Source organism: Cytobacillus sp. FSL R7-0696, from assembly GCF_038006865.1.
In the GTDB taxonomy this organism is placed as follows: domain Bacteria; phylum Bacillota; class Bacilli; order Bacillales; family Cytobacillaceae; genus Cytobacillus; species Cytobacillus kochii.
The window spans coordinates 3,208,894-3,230,110 of sequence record NZ_JBBOWA010000001.1 but is presented as its reverse complement, the minus strand read 5'-3'; the positions used below and the strand labels follow the sequence as shown (position 1 = coordinate 3,230,110).

General features: G+C 37.3%; 23 protein-coding genes. 3 read left to right on the top strand and 20 right to left on the bottom strand.

The window, feature by feature from the left end; genetic code table 11:
• Positions 1-11: 11 nt before the first annotated feature.
• The 14 genes from MKX29_RS16700 to rpsU all read right to left on the bottom strand — a co-directional run bounded on the left by MKX29_RS16700 (position 12) and on the right by rpsU (position 11,682).
• Complete coding sequence (locus MKX29_RS16700) at positions 12-155, bottom strand: YqzL family protein (RefSeq protein ID WP_095372529.1); 144 nt, start codon at positions 153-155, stop codon at positions 12-14.
• Positions 156-302: 147 nt separating this feature from the next.
• Entirely contained in the window at positions 303-1,214 is a 912-nt protein-coding gene (gene era, locus MKX29_RS16695) for a GTPase Era (protein ID WP_281202243.1), read from the bottom strand.
• Positions 1,207-1,605: a cytidine deaminase gene (locus MKX29_RS16690; protein ID WP_224935947.1), complete on the bottom strand. Its 399-nt coding sequence runs from the start codon at positions 1,603-1,605 to the stop codon at positions 1,207-1,209. The genes era and MKX29_RS16690 overlap by 8 nt, the downstream gene beginning before the upstream one ends.
• 329 nt (positions 1,606-1,934) lie before the next feature.
• Positions 1,935-2,318: a diacylglycerol kinase family protein gene (locus MKX29_RS16685; RefSeq protein WP_341106653.1), complete on the bottom strand. Its 384-nt coding sequence runs from the start codon at positions 2,316-2,318 to the stop codon at positions 1,935-1,937.
• A complete protein-coding gene (gene ybeY / locus MKX29_RS16680; protein ID WP_341106651.1) occupies positions 2,296-2,766 on the bottom strand; it encodes an rRNA maturation RNase YbeY in 471 nt (156 codons plus the stop codon). The genes MKX29_RS16685 and ybeY overlap by 23 nt, the downstream gene beginning before the upstream one ends.
• Complete coding sequence (locus MKX29_RS16675; RefSeq protein ID WP_341106649.1) at positions 2,763-4,943, bottom strand: HD family phosphohydrolase; 2,181 nt, start codon at positions 4,941-4,943, stop codon at positions 2,763-2,765. Before MKX29_RS16675 ends, ybeY begins: the two co-directional genes overlap by 4 nt.
• A gap of 412 nt (positions 4,944-5,355) precedes the next feature.
• On the bottom strand, positions 5,356-6,318 hold the full coding sequence (locus MKX29_RS16670; protein WP_224935943.1) for a PhoH family protein: 963 nt from the start codon (positions 6,316-6,318) through the stop codon (positions 5,356-5,358).
• Positions 6,315-7,508: a sporulation protein YqfD gene (gene yqfD, locus MKX29_RS16665; RefSeq protein WP_341106647.1), complete on the bottom strand. Its 1,194-nt coding sequence runs from the start codon at positions 7,506-7,508 to the stop codon at positions 6,315-6,317. Before yqfD ends, MKX29_RS16670 begins: the two co-directional genes overlap by 4 nt.
• Positions 7,509-7,582: 74 nt before the next feature.
• A complete protein-coding gene (gene yqfC / locus MKX29_RS16660) occupies positions 7,583-7,867 on the bottom strand; it encodes a sporulation protein YqfC (protein ID WP_095372521.1) in 285 nt (94 codons plus the stop codon).
• Positions 7,868-7,940: 73 nt separating this feature from the next.
• Entirely contained in the window at positions 7,941-8,447 is a 507-nt protein-coding gene (locus MKX29_RS16655; protein ID WP_224935941.1) for a hypothetical protein, read from the bottom strand.
• A 43-nt stretch (positions 8,448-8,490) separates the two neighbouring features.
• Complete coding sequence (floA, locus tag MKX29_RS16650) at positions 8,491-9,486, bottom strand: flotillin-like protein FloA (protein ID WP_095372519.1); 996 nt, start codon at positions 9,484-9,486, stop codon at positions 8,491-8,493.
• A gap of 24 nt (positions 9,487-9,510) precedes the next feature.
• Positions 9,511-10,827: an NfeD family protein gene (locus MKX29_RS16645; protein ID WP_251163386.1), complete on the bottom strand. Its 1,317-nt coding sequence runs from the start codon at positions 10,825-10,827 to the stop codon at positions 9,511-9,513.
• A 221-nt stretch (positions 10,828-11,048) separates the two neighbouring features.
• A complete protein-coding gene (locus MKX29_RS16640; protein ID WP_341106644.1) occupies positions 11,049-11,492 on the bottom strand; it encodes a GatB/YqeY domain-containing protein in 444 nt (147 codons plus the stop codon).
• 16 nt (positions 11,493-11,508) lie between these two features.
• Positions 11,509-11,682: a 30S ribosomal protein S21 gene (rpsU, locus tag MKX29_RS16635; RefSeq protein WP_066201342.1), complete on the bottom strand. Its 174-nt coding sequence runs from the start codon at positions 11,680-11,682 to the stop codon at positions 11,509-11,511.
• A gap of 229 nt (positions 11,683-11,911) precedes the next feature.
• Here rpsU and MKX29_RS16630 point away from each other — a divergent pair, with 229 nt between their 5' ends.
• Positions 11,912-12,838, top strand: a complete 927-nt coding sequence (locus tag MKX29_RS16630) for a Na/Pi symporter (protein WP_095372516.1) — start codon at positions 11,912-11,914, stop codon at positions 12,836-12,838.
• Positions 12,839-12,919: 81 nt separating this feature from the next.
• On the opposite strand, the gene deoC is transcribed toward MKX29_RS16630, so the two are convergent.
• Positions 12,920-13,591 (bottom strand): deoxyribose-phosphate aldolase, encoded by a 672-nt coding sequence (gene deoC / locus MKX29_RS16625; RefSeq protein WP_341106642.1) that lies wholly within the window; start codon positions 13,589-13,591, stop codon positions 12,920-12,922.
• 298 nt (positions 13,592-13,889) lie between these two features.
• Here deoC and MKX29_RS16620 point away from each other — a divergent pair, with 298 nt between their 5' ends.
• Together MKX29_RS16620 and MKX29_RS16615 are read left to right on the top strand one after the other, a co-directional pair.
• Entirely contained in the window at positions 13,890-14,093 is a 204-nt protein-coding gene (locus MKX29_RS16620; RefSeq protein WP_341106641.1) for a helix-turn-helix transcriptional regulator, read from the top strand.
• Positions 14,094-14,096: 3 nt separating this feature from the next.
• Positions 14,097-14,525, top strand: a complete 429-nt coding sequence (locus MKX29_RS16615) for a hypothetical protein (protein WP_341106639.1) — start codon at positions 14,097-14,099, stop codon at positions 14,523-14,525.
• 154 nt (positions 14,526-14,679) lie between these two features.
• Here MKX29_RS16615 and mtaB read toward each other — a convergent pair whose 3' ends face one another.
• The 5 genes from mtaB to dnaK form a co-directional block, all read right to left on the bottom strand.
• Complete coding sequence (mtaB, locus tag MKX29_RS16610; RefSeq protein WP_095372512.1) at positions 14,680-16,023, bottom strand: tRNA (N(6)-L-threonylcarbamoyladenosine(37)-C(2))-methylthiotransferase MtaB; 1,344 nt, start codon at positions 16,021-16,023, stop codon at positions 14,680-14,682.
• Between the two features lie 6 nt (positions 16,024-16,029).
• Positions 16,030-16,776 (bottom strand): 16S rRNA (uracil(1498)-N(3))-methyltransferase, encoded by a 747-nt coding sequence (locus MKX29_RS16605; RefSeq protein ID WP_281202237.1) that lies wholly within the window; start codon positions 16,774-16,776, stop codon positions 16,030-16,032.
• 58 nt (positions 16,777-16,834) lie between these two features.
• A complete protein-coding gene (gene prmA, locus MKX29_RS16600) occupies positions 16,835-17,773 on the bottom strand; it encodes a 50S ribosomal protein L11 methyltransferase (RefSeq protein ID WP_095372510.1) in 939 nt (312 codons plus the stop codon).
• Positions 17,774-17,795: 22 nt separating this feature from the next.
• Complete coding sequence (gene dnaJ / locus MKX29_RS16595; protein WP_224935935.1) at positions 17,796-18,917, bottom strand: molecular chaperone DnaJ; 1,122 nt, start codon at positions 18,915-18,917, stop codon at positions 17,796-17,798.
• Between the two features lie 440 nt (positions 18,918-19,357).
• On the bottom strand, positions 19,358-21,193 hold the full coding sequence (dnaK, locus tag MKX29_RS16590) for a molecular chaperone DnaK (RefSeq protein WP_095372509.1): 1,836 nt from the start codon (positions 21,191-21,193) through the stop codon (positions 19,358-19,360).
• Positions 21,194-21,217 lie beyond the last annotated feature (24 nt).

Genomic DNA, 21,217 nt, shown 5'->3' with positions numbered 1-21,217 from the left:
ACGATGACAACCTATGAAATCGGAAAATCAAATTCTGCTAGTTCTTCATCTTGTTCTACGGGTATATCATGGTAATCTTTTTCAATTTCTTTAAAAAGAAGATATGTGTCAATATTACCTGTTTGGGAAAACACTTTCCAGGTAAAATCTTTCATAGATAACCCCACCTTTATTGTGTTTTTACTAGCAATTAAATCTATACTCTTATCATAGCCTGTCTTCTGAAAATCATAAGACGAAAAAATTGTTAATTAAATGGATGCATAATTCTTTGATTTCACCAATAACCTATGTTGACAGGTTTAATATTCATCTTCCCTAAATCCAAAGTCTCTTAACTGGGTCATTTTGTTACGCCAATCTTTTTGAACTTTCACCCATAATTCGAGGAAAACCTTACTTCCCATGAGATTTTCTATATCTACTCTTGCTCGTTGTCCGACCTCTTTGAGCATTTTCCCTTGTTTACCAATAACAATACCCTTTTGAGAATCTCTTTCAACAATAATCGTAGCCATGACATGAATGATATCCTTCTTATCTTGCCGCTCAATCTTATCAATTACAACCGCTAATGAGTGAGGAATCTCTTCTCGTGTTAAATGTAAAGCCTTTTCTCGTATCAATTCGGAAATAATAAACCTCTCCGGATGATCTGTTACTTGATCAGCAGGATAGTATTGTGGCCCCTCTGGTAAATATTCCTTAAGCTGCTCTAGAAGGCGATCAACATTACTCCCTTCTAAAGCGGATATCGGCACAATTTCACAGAAGTTATATTTCTCCTTATAAGATTCAATGACAGACAATAGTGCATCTGGGTGAATTTTGTCAATTTTATTGATGACAAGAAAAACAGGTGTTTTGACTGATTGGAACTTTTCTATAATGAATTCTTCCCCTCTGCCAAACCCTTCTTCAGCATTCACCATAAATATAATGGCATCGACTTCTTTTAGCGTATTTTGTGCAACTTTCATCATAAAGTCACCTAATTTATGCTTAGGCTTATGAATTCCTGGTGTATCGATAAAAATATACTGTGCATCATTTGTTGTGAGCACACCTTGTACTTTGTTTCTTGTTGTTTGTGGTTTATCACTCATAATCGCAATTTTTTGTCCAATGACACGGTTAAGTAGTGTAGACTTTCCTACATTTGGTCTGCCGATAATGGAAATAAACCCTGATTGATGTCCTTGTTGATTATTCATGTAAATCCTCCGATGAAAAAGCTCCTGGTAATAGTTGCTCTACTGTTAATTGTTGTGTATCTCCGTTTAAGTTTGTTAGAACCACCGGCATCTCTTTTGAACATAATTCAGAGATTACCTGCCTGCACGCCCCACATGGTGATACTGGTCTGTCAGTATCTGCAACAACTGCTAACATTTTAAATTCTGTTACGCCATCAGAATATGCTTTAAAAAGCGCCGTTCTTTCGGCACAATTACACATACTATATGCGGCATTCTCTATATTACATCCGTGGAAAACTGTACCATCTACTGCCAAAAGTGCAGCACCAACTTTAAATTTTGAATACGGTACATATGCCCGGTCCCTTGCTATTTTCGCTTCTTCGATTAGTTTATCAATGTTCAATTGTTTCTTCCTTTCTGAAATGGCCGATTGCCTTCTTTTATTTTACACTATTTTTTTTGTAAAATCATGGGTTGTTGTCATTTTGTAATAAAATAATTGAATTTTCAGTAAATAAGCCCATTTAATAAATTTCTTCTGCTCTGTCATTTTAGCTTAATCATGCGTACTATACAAACGGTTTTATCTTCATTTCACAAATCAAGAAATGAAAATTTATTTTCCCATGAATCCAACTTTTTTTTATACTATCTTGTACTTATTTTAAAAAAATAAAGCAAATGGTTTTAAAACGTAAAAAAAGCATATAACCGCATATTGCGGCTATACACTTAAAGGATCTTTGGTAAAAAAATAGAAAGACCAATGATTACGGTTAAAACAGCATAAATAAGAACTGCCCCAGCTGCAATATCTTTTGCTTGCTTCGCTAGAGGGTGCTGCTCTGTAGTCACAAGATCAACGACACGCTCTATTGCTGTATTCATTAACTCAAGGGCAATCATTCCAGCTATTGCAAAACTTATCAACAGCCATTCTGTTTTAGTTAATTCAAAAATAATACCGAAAAATATGACTAGTACTGTCATCACAAAGTGGATTTTCAAGTTTCGTTCCGCTTTTAAAGCGGTAATGACCCCGATAAATGCAAAATAAAATGATGAGACTAATGTTTGTTTTTTACGTGAATTTTTATCTCTGTAATCCGAATTCATCTAAAATTTCCTTTTGCCGAGTAAACATTATTTTCTCCTCCTCGGTTGTTTCATGGTCATATCCAAGTAAATGTAGGAAACCATGTACAGATAAAAATCCTAATTCTCTCATAAAACTATGTCCATACTCTTCTGCTTGTTCCACTGCTTTAGGAATAGAGATGATAATATCTCCTAACACGCGAGGCAAGCCTTCTCCGATAAGAGGGATTTCCCCTTCCCCCATTTCTTCCATCGCAAATGAAATCACATCTGTGGCCTTGTCTTTATTTCTATATTCACGATTGATTTCTTGTATGCGTTCATTTTCAACAAACGTAATAGAAATCTCCGTATCTTCTTCAACCACTTCTTTTACAGATGCAAATTGTAGAAGGTTTTCAATCTCTTTTGTTTGCGTCTCTGTAAGTCCTTCTGTTTCATCAATAAAGTCAATGTGTAATGTCATGCTTGTGTCACCTTCTGATTCGTCATTTCTGGATATTCAATTCGTGAATGGAAAATACCATTCAATGTTTCATTAAATGATTTTGCTACAACCTCTAACTCTTTTAATGTTAAATCACATTCGTTTAACTGCCCATCTTGTAGTCGGTCAGCAATGATTTTACGAATAAGACCATCAATTTGTTCTGGAGTAGGATGAGACATAGAGCGCACAGCTGCCTCAACGCTATCAGCTATACCGATCACAGCTGATTCCTTCGTTTGTGCCTTTGGTCCAGGATAGCGGAAATCCTCCTCTTTCACTTCAACTCCACTTTCTTTTGCTTTGTAGTAAAAGAATTTAAGTAAAGTCGTGCCATGATGTTGTTCAGCAATGTCAATAATTTCTTTTGGCATTTTATGCTTTCTTAACAAATCAGCACCATCTTGCGCATGTGCAATAATAATATTTTTACTCGTCAATGGTGGCAGCTTATCATGTGGGTTGTCTATGTTTATTTGGTTTTCGATAAAGAATTGTGGCCTTTTTGTCTTCCCTATGTCGTGATAATAGCAACCAACTCTCGCTAGAAGTCCATTGGCACCAATAGCTTCACAGGCAGAGTCTGACAGATTTGCAACCATTACACTATGGTGATATGTTCCAGGCGCCTCTGTTAAAATCTTTCTTAAGAGCGGATGATTAGGGCTCGATAGCTCTATTAGCTTCATGGCAGAAAGAATACCGAAGCCTGCCTCAAAAAATGGCAAGAACCCAATTGTTAAAACAGCTGCGGAAATGGCTGATATAAATCCAGAAACCATATAAAAACTGTACTCTACAAGATCCATTTGACCATTTCTTAGCAATAGCAGTGCTAAAATCACTAAAATATTTACGACGGCAACCAGTAGGCCAGCTTGTAAAATTTTTGATCGCTGGTTTTGTTTACTTAAAAATAATACGCCCGCTATGCCACTGCAAGTGATATAAATGGCAGCAGTCACATGAAAACTTCCAGTAATAGACCCATTAAAGATAAGGGAGCCACAAATAGCAATAATTACTGAATAATAAAGGGCAAGTTTTTCGCTAATAAGTATTTTAATCAACATCGAACCCATTGCAGCAGGAAATATATAGAGTATATCAGAATACTCAAATGCCTGTATATAGCTAATCCCCTTCATTAGTAGTAAGGAAATGATGAAAACAATGCTATAGACTAATAAGAAATTTTGCTTCACTTCTTGTGGCTTATCGAGCTCATAAAAATAATAATATGTGGCTGCTAGAATGATGAGAACAACTAGCGCTAGTCCAATAAATGGTTGGATGGAATTCTCATTATCTAACATGCCTACTAGTTCAAGTTGACGATAGACTTCCCTACTTATGAGTTGATTTTGCTCAACTAGTATTTGCCCTTGTAATATTTTGACTGGTTCAACGGATTCAACAGCTGTTTGTCGTTTCTCTTGCGTTTCCTCCGGAGCGTAAAACTCATTCTGGTAAATAGCATACCTACCAAGCTCCACCATCGCAGTTTTTAAAGTATTGTTGAGCGATGTTAAGCTAATTTGATCTTGCACACGTTTTTTAGCGTTCTCTACCCCATCAGCAGGGATCCTTTGTTGCATAACGTGATTAATCTCAGTAATTGTGACATCTTTTGCAATTGATAAGTGATTCGGGCTGGCTTCTAATAGCGTCCTCAATACGCTATCTGAGATTTCCTTCGTTACTTCTTCTGTTAATTGTGATTTTGTGCGCTCAAGTTTCTCATCAAGACTAACAAGCTTTGGTTTTTCATCCTTTTCGCTTTCTTTCGCCTTTTCTGAAGCTTGCTCGTTTTCCTCCGCCGCTTCTTCATTTACTTCAGAAACGGTATCAAAAATTGATGTTATGAGATCCACTCGGTTTTGTGCAATTTCTTTTTTTACGACATAAACGTCCTCAACCTGGTTTTCAGCTTCTTTCTTTTTCTTTTCGGTACTTTCTTTATCTTCAATCGTAACCGGTGAACGAATCGTTTGCTCTGCTACAGAAAAAAGACTTAATTCCAATTTCTCTGGGCGTACATTTGAAAACATTGTTGCGTACATAATGATTCCAAGTAGAACAAAGAGCAAAACCCTCACAAATGTCATTTTTAATAAATTTCTAATTTTATGTATGTAGTGCTGGAGTTTATCCATTAACGAGACCTCCAATCCTAAGTATCTCTGAGGAATTCTTTTCTTCCTTAATTATGTAAAATCATAACAGTTTTTTTTCAAAATTACACTAATATTTTTAATTGATGACAATAGGTAATCATCCTTATCTTACCCTATTCATCCATATACTCCAAATAACAATCAATCCTAGCTTGAAGAGATTGTCGTATGAAATCCAACAAAGAGCGAGTTTTATTCCTTTGGGTATCGTCACATACACTCTTTTTTGCCTAAGTATTTCACCTTACAAGTTCTTCCCATGTATGATTATTTTAATAAGCATGTATGATTAAAGGCACTCATAAAGTCCAATCATCGTTCACGATAAAAAAGAACAAACTCTGATTCAAAAAGCAGAATTTGTTCTTGATTGTGTTGCTAAAATAGCCATTTATTCAGCATTTTCTTCGTATGCTTGAATGATTTTTGCAACAAGTGGGTGTCTGACAACGTCACTTTGTTCTAAATGAATAAAACTAATTCCAGAAACACCATTTAATATTTGTTCACTTACCACGAGACCCGATCTAGCCCCACGAGGTAGGTCGATTTGGCTTTTGTCACCTGTAATAACCATTTTTGATCCAAAGCCTAAACGTGTTAAGAACATTTTCATTTGCGCTTGTGTTGCGTTTTGCGCTTCATCTAAAATAACATAAGCATCATCTAACGTACGTCCCCTCATATAAGCAAGTGGGGCAATTTCAATTGTTCCTCTTTCAATTAACCTTTCTGTATGCTCTGCTCCAAGTATATCGTGAAGCGCATCATACAAAGGACGTAAATACGGATCGACCTTTTCCTTTAAGTCTCCTGGTAAAAACCCTAAACTCTCTCCTGCTTCTACAGCTGGACGAGTAAGAATAATTTTTTTCACTTGTCCATTCTTAAGGGCATTCACTGCCATTACAACAGCTAAGTAGGTTTTTCCCGTTCCTGCAGGACCAATACCAAAAACTAAATCTTTCTGTCTCATAGCCATAATATATTGGCGCTGACCTAAAGTTTTAACTCGGATCGATTTACCTTTTGCATTTTTCATTATTTCTTCTTCATAAAGTTCTTTGAAATATTCTAATGTACCCTTTCTTGCCATCTCTAATGCGTAAATAATATCCCTACCACTAATTTGAATACCTTTTCTAATAACATAAAGAAGTTGCTCAATTACGTCACCTGCAATGGCCACAGTTTCTTTCTCACCTGAGACATAAACAGATTCGCCTCTTGTAACAATTGATACCGATAACTGTTGTTCAATTAGTTTAATATTTGTGTCACCATTACCTAATAGGGCAATGGCTTCATTTGGGTTTTCGAAATGTACATTTAATGTCTTTAAATCTTCTGTCATTCTTTATCTCCTTGGATTATTGGTTGTTCCTCAGCAATATTCTCAATAATTTGGAAATGTATTGATAATTTAACTTTACCATTCTCTATCGTTTGGTGCAAAACATTTTCCCCTTTAATAGTAGCATCTTCATCTAGCTGCTTTTTAATTTTACTTCTAGCTAATTTCTTCGCTTCTACAATCGCCTCTTTTACTGTATAAACTTGTGTCATCTCTTCTGCTTCTCTGTAGATGTTTTTTGTAACTGCAATCGGTAACTCCCATTTTAGAAATTTAACTTGTCGCTTGTCCTCTTCCTTTACATAGTGGTCAAAACCTATATTTCCAAAGCCCCAAATAGGAATTTTTAATGAACCAAGCTCCAATATATGTTTCACTTTTTGATCACCAGTGTATACTTTGGACTTTTTCTCTAATGGATAAGCTACATTCGCTTTATACCACGTTTCCGCTAACACTTCCCCTTTGGCAGGCACTATCTTCTTTCTTTCATCATTTCCAATTAGGCCTGAAACTAATAATTGACCTGGTTTTACAAAGTCATTAATTTTCGCCTTTGCTTCTCCCTCTTCAATAAACATACCAACAATGGTTCCTTTTTTCTTTGCCACTAAATGCTGCGGACTTAATAATTCTGTCTTCTTTGGTTCATTTTTTTCTACCACTTGAAGATGATAGGTTGTCCCTTTCAGCTCCACACCGACCCAAGTAATTTCATTCACATTTTCAGTTAAATACCGTTGTATACCTTCAGGTGTATCTAGAAAGAATTGTAGCTTCCCTTTTTTTACGCCAATTTTCTCTAACTCTTTTTCCATCTTATATTCTGTTGCTGGATTTGCTCCTTTAATTTCGATTCCCCACACCATATTTGACAACAAAATAACTACAACTAAGAAAGCTATTGCCCCTAATAAGAATCCACTATTCCGTAGCATACGCTTTTTCATGAAGGGCAATCCTTTGCGGCCGACAAACTCAAATTTGCAGTCGGCACTTCTTGCATATTGTCTTAAAGTCGGTAAATCCTCTAATTTCATTTGAAATGTAAGCACTTGGCTTCCATGAGCTTTAACATTCCAAATGGATACACCAGCTCTCGTTAAAGTATTTAAAAACCTTTCACTTCCTCTACCGCTTGTCCTAACTGTGACGATTCCTTTTAAAAAAAAGAGCCATTGATTTTTCATCTTATCCTCCTCATATTTGAGCAGGTGGAAATCGCTAACCTTGTAATAGAATAGCGACCCTTCCCACATCAAATTTACTCAGCTACAAAAAGAACTTGATCAATTGTTCCTTGCAATAATATTTCTTCAGGCATAATTGTTTTAATGACAAAGTTATTCCCTTTAATGAGCAGTTGACCATGCTCTAATAACAGCCTTACTTCTTTATCTGAAAAACCAAGTAAGCCGCGGTGGTTCTCAATATAAATATGAATTTGTCCAATCATAGTAATGCGGGGCAAATCCATCATGACATCTTGAGGAAGTTCCATATTTTTAGTCATCCAGCTTCTTAGTCGTTCTCCCCATTTTTTTGCCATAAAAAAAGAACCCCCTTTCATCTCATATGTATGAGAGAAAGGATGGTTCTAGCACTGAATTCAACAGCAAATTTTATTTTCTTTTCATCGTTCGATGTGGGTTCCTTGATCTCGGTTGTCCGAGGATTTCTGACCAAACAACCGCGTCAACTAATTGTTTATTAGAGACTCTCATACTAGGTTGATCTACATGGTTATTGGCCACATCTTTATTTTTTGTTGCTGAAAGGAAGGCACTTGCTCGTTTTTGCGCTTCTTCTTTTTGTTTTCTTAAATCGGCCAGTCGCTCTTCTGCTTCTTTTTTACGATCCGAGACTTCTACACTAGCTTCTTGCATAGTAGCCTTCGCGTAGCGTTTTAACTTCTCTTCATTGCGATCATAAACAGGTGGCCCTTCTTCTTGTTTCTCAGCATCCTGCATCATCTGACGCCTAGCTTCTTCTTGCTCTTCGACAGACTTTCCACGTGGTTGCTTCTGTTTTTCTGACTGCTGGTCATTTACTTTCTTACCAAATAAGGAAGTAATGATCCCGATAAGAAAAACCAATAATAAAGGATTTTCCAACAAAAAATCAATCATGAGATACAACACTCCCCTCTAGAGGTGAGTCCGATTAGGACATTCAATCTTTCTTCGGCCCTTGTTTTGAGTCATCTGATACTTTACTAATCGAGTCTCTCATTTCTGTATCAGCTTCAATATTTTGGATATTCATATAGTCCATCACACCAATATTGCCACTTTTTAATGCATCTGCCATTGCTAAAGGAACTTGAGATTCTGCTTCCACAACTTTCGCTCTCATCTCTTCTACTTTCGCTTTCATCTCTTGCTCTTTGGCAACAGCCATTGCACGACGTTCTTCCGCTTTGGCTTGGGCAATATTTTTATCAGCTTCCGCTTGCTCTGTTTGCAATTCTGCACCAATGTTTTTACCGATGTCCACATCAGCTATATCAATGGATAAAATTTCAAATGCTGTACCGGCATCCAACCCTTTAGCAAGGACCGTTTGTGAGATCATGTCTGGGTTTTCCAATACTTCTGTATGTCTTGTAGAAGAACCAATTGTAGAGACAATCCCCTCACCAACACGGGCAATGATTGTTTCTTCTCCAGCACCCCCGACTAGTCGGTCAATATTGGCTCTTACAGTAATTTTTGCTTTTGCTTTCACTTCGATACCATTTATCGCTACACCAGAAATAAACGGTGTTTCAATTACTTTTGGATTAACACTCATTTGAACTGCTTCAAGTACATCACGACCAGCTAAGTCAATCGCCGCACTTCTTTCAAAACTTAATTCCATATTGGCACGATGCGCTGCTATTAAAGCATTCACTACTCTATCTACATTACCACCTGCCAAATAATGACTTTCAAGTTGATTGGTATGAACTTCTAATCCTGCTTTATGTGCTTTAATTAATGGATTAATTACGCGGCTTGGAATTACTCGTCTTAATCTCATTCCAATAAGAGTGAAAATACTTACCTTAACACCTGCTGCTAATGCTGAGATCCACAGCATAACTGGTACGAATGTGAAGAGTATGGCAAGAGCAATAATTGCTAATACCACAATTACGATCGTCATAATAGAAATAGGTTCCATTCAATTACCTCCTAAAATACTTGGTTATTTATCTAAATTTGTTAATTCACGGACGACTACTCTCGAGCCCTCTGCTTTTATGACTTCCACTTTTGCATCTTTTTTAATAAATCCACCTTCACTAACGACATCAATTCTTTCATTTTCAATGACAATCGTTCCTGATGGACGTAACCCTGTTAAAGCATAACCTTGTTTTCCAATTAGCTCTGAACGGGATTTATTTGAGATGTATCCTCTTTCAGTATTTGTAGAATCGCTTAAAATTAGTTTTTTGAAAAATTTCATTTTTTTACCAAACACCTTTACCATTAGAATAGAAACCGCAATAGATAATATAGCCGCAATCATAATGGAGGTTGCCATTTGTTGCACATCAGCCCCAGCCATGAATAAACTCCCAATTACTGCAGCAATCCCCAACACACCGGCGATACCACCTGGGAGGAAAAACTCTGCGATAATTAACCCAATTCCAATAATAAATACAATGAGTGATTCATACCCGGCAAATCCAGCAACCATATGACCATAGAAAAATAAACCAAGAGCTGTGAGTCCCATTATACCTGGAATACCAAAACCAGGAGAATAGAGCTCTAGCAATAATCCAATGCTTCCTATAGAAAGAAGAATAGGCACGATGATTGGATGTGTAATGAATCTAGCCAATTTCTCAGAAAAACTTTCCTCGATAGACCTTACTTCTGCATCTTCATAACCTAAATGTTCTAAAAGCTCTGCTTGCGTAGCAAATGTTCCTTCTGAATATTCTACCTCGTCTGCTTGACTAGCAGTTAATGTCAATAGCTTTCCTTTTGGTGCACCTAATTCAGGTAGATCGATTGAATCATCTGCCATTGCTTGAGCAATCTCTGGATTTCTCCCACTTTGTTCAGCAGCTGCAGTCATTGCAGATAACCATGCTGAAACTGCTTTTTTATCAGCTGTGTTACCTTCTTGATCGATAATCGCCGCCGATCCCATTGTAGCCCCGGGCGTCATATAAATCTCATCCATGTTTAATGAAATAAACGCACCAGCAGACAATGCTTGTTTATTTACAAATGAAATCGTTTTAATATTTGTAGATGTTAATACTCTGCCAATTTCCTTAGCCGCTTCTACTTCACCGCCAGGCGTGTTTACTTCGAAAATAATCGCACTTGCTTGATTTTCTTCAGCTGTAGTCACCGCTCTATTGATAAAAGCATGCAATCCTTTTTCAACAGTCTCTTCTATTGGTACGACATACACAACCTCGTTATCAGCCTTGCTGATCGGTGTCATCATGACGAAAAATGCCCATAAAAACGAAAGGATGATTGTCGCTTTTCTCATTCTCTTCTCCCCTCCCCCCTTTTACAGAAATACCTATGATAGTTATACGGCTGACGCGTGAAAAGGTTTCATTTTTCTTTACTTACTTTGATTATGATTACATAAAGTAAAAAGTGTGACTATGTAATATATATAAAAGAAACCTTACTCCTAGTATGGCATCTTTTAGAAAAAATAAAAAGACCGTAAGCTCGAAAGCTCCGGTCTTTCCGTACATCTTTTTATGAAAGGTGTTGTTGTACAAGTTTATTAATAAGTGCACCGTCTGCCTTACCTTTTAGCTTAGGCATAATGGCTGACATCACTTTACCCATTTCAGCTTTCGATGTAGCGCCTGTATCGGCAATGGTTTTTTTGACGATAGCAGATACCTCTTCATCAGAGAGCTGCTCAGGCATATATAACTCTACGTACTGTAATTCAGTACGAATTTTTTCAACTAGATCTTCACGACCTGCCTTGTCAAATTCATGGAGGGAATCCTTGCGTTGCTTTACTTCGCGAGAAAGGACAGTAAGTTCCTGATCCTCGGTAAGATCTTTTCCTTCCTTGATCGCCTCATTTTGCAATGAAGCTTTGATCATCCGAATCACAGTTAACTTATCTTTTTCTTTGTTCCTCATCGCTTGTTTCATATCTTCATTTAAACGCTCGAGAAGACTCACTTACATACACCCTCTCTTAAAACTTGCGCTTTCTTGCAGCTTCAGACTTTTTCTTACGTTTGATACTTGGTTTTTCGTAGAATTCGCGCTTTCTTGCTTCTTGCAAAGTACCAGTTTTTGATACTGAACGTTTGAAGCGACGAAGAGCATCTTCAAGCGATTCGTTTTTACGAACGACGGTTTTAGACATTCTCTTTCCCTCCCTCCGAGCACAACACACTTACATGTCAACATGGAATACCATGTACTTTGCAATTATAATATAACAGCGGTGTGAGGTCAACTGTATTTCACCTAGTCTTTCGCTGTTTAAAGATAAATGTACGTTTGTCTTATTTATTTTATTATTTAATTTTTTTGATTCTTCCTATGCATGTCCCTCCATTTTTCACCATATGCTTTCGTAGGAGGGACAAAGCATGACTTCATTACTTATTTTTATAATAATGATTGCTGTTTTTATTTTTGGCATGACTTTATTGCGGAAAGGGCTATTCTATTTATCAGCAGATTCTACTAAACGCTGGTTAACTAAGTTTACAAATACACCTCTTAAAGGAATGATGGTTGGCATTATCTTAACTGCTATTATGCAGAGTAGCTCCGCAGTTATGATTATTACCATTGGTTTAGTTGCCGTACACTTACTTACTTTCCGCCAAACGATTGGTATTATTTTAGGGACAAACATTGGCACAACTATCACAACGGAGTTAATTACTTTCGATATAGAATCTTTTATTTTACCGATTGCAATTATTGGCATGTTATGTGCATTCATCAGGAGGCGATCCTTTCAGAGTATTGGCATTGGATTAATGGGTATTGCTTGCGTATTTGCTGCTATGAGGGGGTTTGAACATTTAGCTTTTACCATTAAAGAAACCCCATGGGTAAAAGATTTTCTTATTACATTAGATCAAAGTCTATTATTAGCCGTAATAACCGGTATTGTTCTTACTGCGATTATCCAGTCAAGCACTGCCACTACAGGTATTCTAATGGGATTTTTAACAGCAGGTGGGATGGACCTTAGTACAGCGATTGCTATTATGCTTGGTTCCAACATCGGCACATGCGCTGACGCATATCTCGCCAGTATCGGTGGACGTAGAGAAGCAAAGTTAACTGCCTATGCTCACATTTGGTTGAATATTATAGGTGTTCTTCTCTTCTATCCTTTTATTGAGCTGCTAACAAATTTCGGTATTGGTTCAGCAGACCAAATTGATAGGCAACTTGCTCATGTTGGTGTCCTTTTTAATGTCATTACTTCACTTCTCGTTCTACCTTTTGCCAAACCTTTTAGTGACTTGATTATTCGCCTACATGACCGTAAAAAGTAGGAATAGTGTTATGCTAATACACACCACAGTTAAAAAGAGAGACGAACATTCAGAATGTCCGCCTCTCTTTCAACAACTAGATTAATAATCTGTTGTACCTGTTAATCCATTTACGATAGCAATGCCTGAGCTTGCGCCGATTCTTGTCGCACCAGCATCAATAACTGCTTGTGCATCTTCTGCACTTCTCACCCCACCAGAAGCTTTGACGCCAATATCGGGACCTACCGTTTCTCTCATTAATTTCACATCAGCAACAGTCGCGCCACCCGTTGAGAAACCAGTTGATGTTTTAACGTAATCCGCTCCTGCTTTAACAGCCAATTGACATGCAATTACTTTTTCAGCATCTGTTAACAAACTAGTTTCGATAATCACTTTTGTTAAAGCCTTGCCATCTGCCGCTTCCACAACTGCACGGATATCCTCCTCCACAACTTCTAATTTCTCACTTTTAAGTGCGCCAATATTAATAACCATATCAACTTCTGTAGCCCCTTGTTTGATAGCTTGTGTTGTTTCAAAAGATTTCACTTCTTTATCCGATGCACCTAAAGGGAAGCCAATGACTGTACAAACAGCCACATCTGATCCCTGTAGAAGTTTAGCCGCTTGTGAAACCCATGTTGGATTTACACATACAGAAGCAAAACCGTTCTCTTTTGCCTCGTTACATAAAGTATTAATTTGCTCAACCGTTGCATCAGCCTTCAATAATGTATGATCAATCATTTTTGCTATATTATTTGTCATCAATGAAATCTCCTTTTTTTATAAAATGCTTTTATACTTAATTTCTTCTGCTAGTTGTCCGTACCTCTGTTATCATATCATTTAATGAATGAAATATCGAGATTCTCTTTAGTAAAATGAGAAAAACTGTTTTAATTTAGGTTCCAAAAGATAATAAGACTGTTTTACAAGATGTTAAGGTCATTATTTATTCCCAGGACTTTTATTATCCTTAGATTGAAAAGCTATTATTCATGTAATATATATATTGAAAAATGTAAAATATATATTACGATTTATAAAAGGAGTGATACAATATTTGGATAATAAGGTTAAGATTTCTCGTATACAAGTAGATTTAACACAACAACAACTTGCAGAAAAGATAGGTGTTACTCGCCAAACCATCAGTTTAATTGAGAAGGGTAAGTATAACCCTTCTCTCAAGTTATGTCTGGATATATGTTACGCAGTTAATAAAACTTTAGATGAAGTATTTTGGATAGAAAAAGGAGGCCGATAATAGATGAAAAAAATCACAGATGAACGTTTAGTTCTACAAAATTTTAAAAATATACGTATTGCATTTATCATCCAGACCATTGGAATTCTTGGAATTTTAGGTTATGACTTAGTTACAAGTGGGTTAGACGAAATGAGAAAAAACCCACTATGGACAGTATTTATAATAACCGCAGTTGTTTCAGCCTATTTATCAATGAGTATTAGTGCAGACCATGAAGATAATAAGATAAACCCCCGGAAAAGTCTAATTATTTCATTAGTAATTCTTATTCTCATTACAACCATTGTTGGTTTTTTTGTATCTCTCACACAAGGATTTTCTCTCATCAATGGAGTAATTGTGGGTGTTATTCTATTTATTTGTGGCCTAATTCCCATCATTTATATCTATTACTTAAGAAAAAAACGACAAGATAAAGACTCCGAATAAAAAAATAACCTATTAAGGGATCACTAAAAAGGATTGCTTAGAGTTCCATTCGTTTTCCTAGATTCACCATTTACCTTACCCCAACTATTTTTCTTACGGAATAAAAAAGCAGTTAAAAAAGCTGACCGGTCAATGAACGGTCAGCTCTAATCGTTTATACTGCTTTTTCTTTCATCTCATCCATGACACGAATAAATTGCCCTTCGTTATATGGATAACCTGCTTTTGTTATCTTCACTTTGACTAATTTACCTACCATCTCTTCTGTTGCAGGCACAATCACTTTTAAGTAATTATCCGTATAGCCTACATACAAATTCCCGTCTGGCGCATCTTTATATTTTTCTTCAGGGATGATCTCGAGTACTTCATCTTCAAAGCGACTTGCGTACTCTTTCGCTAGTTGATCAGATAAATGAATTAAGCGATGAACTCTTTCATTCTTAACTTCTTCATCAATTTGATCAGTCATTCGTGCTGCTGGTGTGCCTGTTCTACTTGAATAAGGAAAAACATGAAGCTCTGAGAATTTATGTTTTTTAATAAAATCATACGTCTCCATAAATTCTTCTTCTGTTTCACCAGGAAAACCGACAATGACATCTGAAGTAACTGCTAAACCAGGTAAGGCTTCTTTTAAGCGCTCAATACGTTCAGCGAAAAACGCCATCGTATACTTTCGACGCATTCTTTTTAATACTGTGTCCGATCCTGATTGAATCGGAATATGCAGATGACGGACAACAACCTTAGAGTTTCTAATTACTTCAATCACTTCATCCGTAATTTGACTCGCCTCAATAGAGGATATACGAATCCGTTTAATGCCTTTAACCTGTTCTTCTAAATCCTTTAGTAGCATAGCTAGATTATAATCCTTAAGATCCTCGCCATAACCGCCAGTATGTATCCCGGTTAAGACAATTTCTTTGTAACCAGCCTCCACTAATTGTTGCGCTTGATGAATCACTTCTTTGGGGTCTCTAGATCTCATTAAGCCACGAGCCCAAGGAATGATACAAAAAGTGCAGAAGTTATTACAACCTTCTTGTATTTTTAATGAAGCACGCGTCCTATCTGTAAAGGCCGGAACATCTAGTTCCTCGTAAACCCGATTTTTCATAATATTTCCGACACCATTAATCGGTTGACGTTCACTTTTATATTGCTCGATATACCCTAACATTTTCTTCCTGTCTTGTGTTCCAACGACAACATCCACACCTGGGATGGCCATGATTTCTGCCGGTGATGTTTGGGCATAGCATCCTGTTACACAAATGACAGCGTCCGGATTTTTTCGAATGGCTCTACGAATGACTTGTCTGCTTTTTTTATCACCAGTATTCGTAACCGTACATGTGTTAATCACATACACATCAGAGGTAGATTCAAAACCGACACGATCGTATCCTTCTTCTTTAAACAATTGCCAGATGGCTTCTGTTTCATAATGGTTTACTTTACAACCAAGTGTATGAAAAGCTACTGATGGCATATATCTTCACTCCATTAATTCAAAATGATAAGAAACAGCTGAAAGTACATAGGAAGGTGCTGTTTCAGTTCTTAATATTCTTGGTCCTAATCCACAAGAAATAAACCCTTCATCCTCTAAAAGTGTTATTTCTTTTTCTGTCAGGCCACCTTCTGGCCCAAAAATAAATAATAAAGAGTCTCCCCGGGACATCCCCTTGAGTACTTGGTGAAAAGCCGATGATTCACCTTGTTTACTACTTTCTTCATAAGCGACACATTTATAATCATAATTTTTACTTATTTCTAGTAACTGCTGTAAGGACTGTGGTCCATACACATGTGGTACTATGATGCGATGAGACTGCTCGGCCGCTTCTTTAGCGATCTTTTGCCAACGATCTTTCTTTTTATTCGCCTTTTTTTCGTCTAACTTTACAATGGAACGAGCTGACATAAAAGGGATAAACCGATGGGCGCCAAGTTCGGTGCCTTTTTGTATTATCCATTCGAGCTTATCCCCTTTAGGCAATCCGCTCACAATGGTAACATCAACAGGTAATTCGACATTTTTCTCTATCCATTGTACAACTTCTAACTCTACCACTTCAGAGGTAATGTTAACCAGTTTACATTGAGCTGCTTTTCCGTCAGGGTCTACACAAATAATTTCGTCACCTACATTCATCCTCATTACGCGGGTAATGTGGTGATAATCATCACCTGTAATAAAAAAATGATCATTTTCTCTATGATTCACAAAATATCGTTGCATATATATAACCCCTTACTAAACGAATAAATAGGGGGAATTCATGACTCCCCCTAGTACATTACTGCTTTTTACCTATAATGGCAACCCAATCTTCCATTTGAATTGTCTCAACAATGTCAAAACCACTTGAAATCATCGCCTCTTTGACAGCCTGTTTTTTCTGCTGAATAATGCCAGAAGCAATAAAATGACCTCCTGGTTTCACCACTTGCGCGACATCATCTGTAAAACTTACAATTACTTCTGCTAAAATATTGGCGACTACTACTTCAGCTTGTACAGTAATATTATCTAACAGATTACCTTGAGAGACTTCAACAATATCCTGCACTTTATTTAACTTGATATTGATTTTCGCTGAACGTACAGCTACTTCGTCCAAATCGAGTGCAGTAATATTCTCTGCACCGAGCATCGCTCCAGCAATACTGAGTACACCTGATCCCGTTCCCACATCGATAATATGATCACCAGATGTAACAATATGCTCTAGTGCTTGAATACACATCACTGTTGTTGGATGCGTTCCTGTTCCAAATGCCATTCCTGGGTCCAATTCAATAATGAGTTCATCACTACTAACTGGTGTATATTCTTCCCAAGTTGGGACAATCGTGAATCGTTTAGAGATTTTTACAGGGTGATAGTACTTCTTCCAAGCAGTCGCCCACTCTTCTTCGTTCACTTCACTAATACTGACCTCATTTTTACCAATATCAATATTAAACGATAAAAGGTTACTAATGGCATTCTTTATTTCTTCTACTGTTTCCCCTAAAAAGCTATTAATCGGTAAATATGCTTTAACGATTACGCCTTCCTCTGGATAATCATGTGGATCGAGCTGGTAGATTTCGCCGTATTGATCTCTTCGTTCTTTCGTCAATTCAAATGGATCTTCAATCACTACACCACTTGCACCTGCTTCATGAAGAATATTTGAAATCGGCTCAACTGCTTCGTTCGCCGTGTGAACACTAATCTCTGACCATTTCATCTTACTACCAACTCCATTTCACTTATTCACCCTTAAAGGCACGCTTTACTTTTGAGAAAAACCCATCTTCTTGTTCACCTTGAGGTACTTTGCCACTCACTTCTGCAAATTCATTTAATAGCTGTCTTTGTTTATCTGATAACTTCGTTGGTGTTACCACTCTAACAATAATATGTTGATCACCAGTGCCATAACCTCTCACATTAGCTACACCTTTTCCTTTAAGACGGAATTTTGTACCTGTCTGTGTTCCTGCTGGTACTTTGAGCTTAACCTTGCCGTGAAGTGTTGGAACTTCCACTTCATCCCCAAGTGCAGCCTGCACAAATGTAACTGGCATTTCACAATAAATATCGTCGCCATCCCTCTCGAAGAACTCATGTGCACGGACGTGGAAAACAACATATAAATCACCTGCTGGTCCACCGTTTACACCAGGTTCCCCTTGAGAAGATACACGAAGTTGCTGACCATCATCAATACCTGCTGGAATTTTCACACTGATTTTGCGACGTTTTTTCACTTTACCGTCGCCACCACATGTCGAACATTTATGTTTAATCTCTTTGCCTGTACCATTACAATAATTACATACACGACGGTTGACAATCTTACCAAACGGTGTATTTTGCTCTACATTTAATTGACCGGAACCATGACAATGTTTACACGTTTCAGGTTTCGTCCCAGGTTTCGCGCCTGAACCATCACATGTTTCACATGTTTCTTCACGTGGAATTTCAATTTCAGTATCTTTACCAAAAGCAGCATCTTCGAAAGATACCGTCATATTATATTGCAAATCAGCACCTTGGCGCGGTGCATTCGGATCTCTTCTTCTTGATCCTCCACCAAAGAAAGAACTGAAGATATCTTCAAAGCCACCAAAGCCTTCGAAGCCACCTCCACCACCAAAACCTTGGTTTGGATCTGTATGTCCAAATTGATCGTAATGAGCTTTTTTCTGATCATCACTCAATACTTCATAAGCTTCTTTCACTTCTTTAAACTTTTCATCCGCACCCGGTTCTTTATTAATATCCGGATGATACTTCTTCGATAATTTTCTGTATGCTTTCTTTATTTCATCCTTAGACGCACCTTTACTTACGCCAAGGACTTCATAGTAATCTCTTTTATCCATGATTACCACTCCCCGATCCATTTCACATAAAAATAATTGTATCATCCCACCAACCCAAAAGGCAATAAGAAAAGCGAAAGCGGCATGCTCTGGAGCGACATGCATAAGACGAGCCGACAGAAAGGTTGTTCTTTAACCTTTTTGGCGGATTGGCTTATGACCTCGAGCCGATGGTACCTGCAGCTAGACAATAAAAAAGCGAAAGCAGTTCGTCCACTTTATTTCACCTCTACGGGTGAGGATACATGATTTTTATGACTATTTTATGTTCTTTTCATTAACAAAGTGTGGTTTATAGTTTAGAAATAAGAAGTAAGCTGACGATTGCTTCCTTACTTCTTATTTCTAAAACGAAAGTCACCTAAATAATGAATTTTTAATGCAAAAATAAAGCCAAAGCCAAGTAATACCTGACTTTGACTTTTGTTAGGACTTTAAAATTATTTTTTATCGTCTTCTACTTCTTCGTACTCTGCATCTACCACATTATCGTCTGCTTTTTTAGATGCATCGCCTTCTGCACCTTGAGCTGCTTGTGCTTGTTGTTGTGCTTCTTCATATAACTTCATAGTCAAAGCTTGAACGATTTCTTGAAGTGCATCTTTTTTCGTGCGAATGTCTTCTAAGTCACCTTTTTCAATGGCAGCTTTCAATTCATCCTTCGCTTCATTTGCTTTTGTCACTTCTGCTTCTTCTACTTTACCTTCAAGATCTTTTAATGTTTTTTCAGTAGTGAAAACTAATTGATCTGCTTCATTGCGAAGTTCAACTTCTTCTTTACGTTGTTTATCCGCTTCTGCATTATCTTCAGCTTCTTTCACCATACGATCGATTTCTTCATCTGAAAGACCTGTTGAAGATTTGATTGTAATAGCTTGTTCTTTATTTGTGCCAAGGTCCTTCGCACGAACATTAACAATACCGTTTTTATCGATATCAAATGATACTTCAATTTGTGGTACACCACGTGGTGCTGGTGGAATATCTCCTAATTGGAAACGACCTAATGTTTTATTATCTTGTGCCATTGGACGTTCACCTTGAAGTACATGGATATCAACAGCAGATTGGTTATCAGCAGCTGTAGAGAATACTTGTGATTTAGACGTTGGGATTGTTGTATTACGTTCAATTAGCTTCGTGAAAACCGCACCCATTGTTTCAATACCTAGTGAAAGTGGAGTTACGTCAAGTAAAACAACGTCTTTCACATCACCAGTGATGACACCACCTTGAATGGCAGCTCCCATCGCTACGACTTCATCAGGGTTTACCCCTCTATGTGGGTCTTTACCTGTTTCTTTTTTAATCGCTTCTTGTACAGCTGGAATACGTGTAGAACCACCAACAAGAATGACTTTATCAATTTCTGATGGAGAAAGGTCAGCATCTTTTAACGCTTGGCGAGTTGGCCCCATTGTGCGTTCAACTAAATCTGCAGAAAGCTCATCAAATTTTGCTCTTGATAAAGTAACTTCTAAGTGAAGTGGTCCAGCTTCACCTGCTGTGATAAATGGTAAAGAAACTTGCGTAGAAGTAACACCTGAAAGATCTTTTTTCGCTTTTTCAGCTGCATCTTTCAAACGTTGAAGAGCCATTTTATCTTTAGCTAAATCAATACCATTTTCTTTTTTGAATTGTTCCACTAAGTAGTCAATGATCACTTGGTCAAAGTCATCTCCACCTAGTCGATTATCCCCTGCAGTTGCTTTTACTTCAAATACGCCATCTCCTAATTCAAGGATAGAGACGTCGAAAGTACCACCACCAAGGTCATATACTAAAATCGTTTGATCTTCGTCCGTTTTATCCATACCGTAAGCAAGTGCGGCAGCAGTTGGTTCGTTAATGATACGTTCAACTTCTAACCCCGCAATTTTACCTGCATCTTTTGTTGCTTGACGCTCAGCATCATTAAAATAAGCAGGAACAGTGATAACAGCTTTATCAACTGTTTCTCCAAGATAATCCTCAGCATAGCCTTTTAAGTATTGAAGGATAGCTGCAGAAACTTCTTGTGGAGAAAGCTCTTTACCTTCTGCTTCTACTTTATAATCTGTTCCCATATGGCGTTTAATTGAAATAATTGTATTCGGGTTCGTAATTGCTTGTCGTTTAGCTACTTCCCCTACTTGACGTTCACCATTTTTGAAAGAAACAACTGATGGAGTTGTTCTATTTCCTTCAGGATTTGGAACTACCTTTGCTTCACCGCCCTCAAGCACGGCAACACATGAATTTGTTGTTCCTAAGTCAATACCAATAATTTTGCCCATGATCTATACCTCCATTACATAATA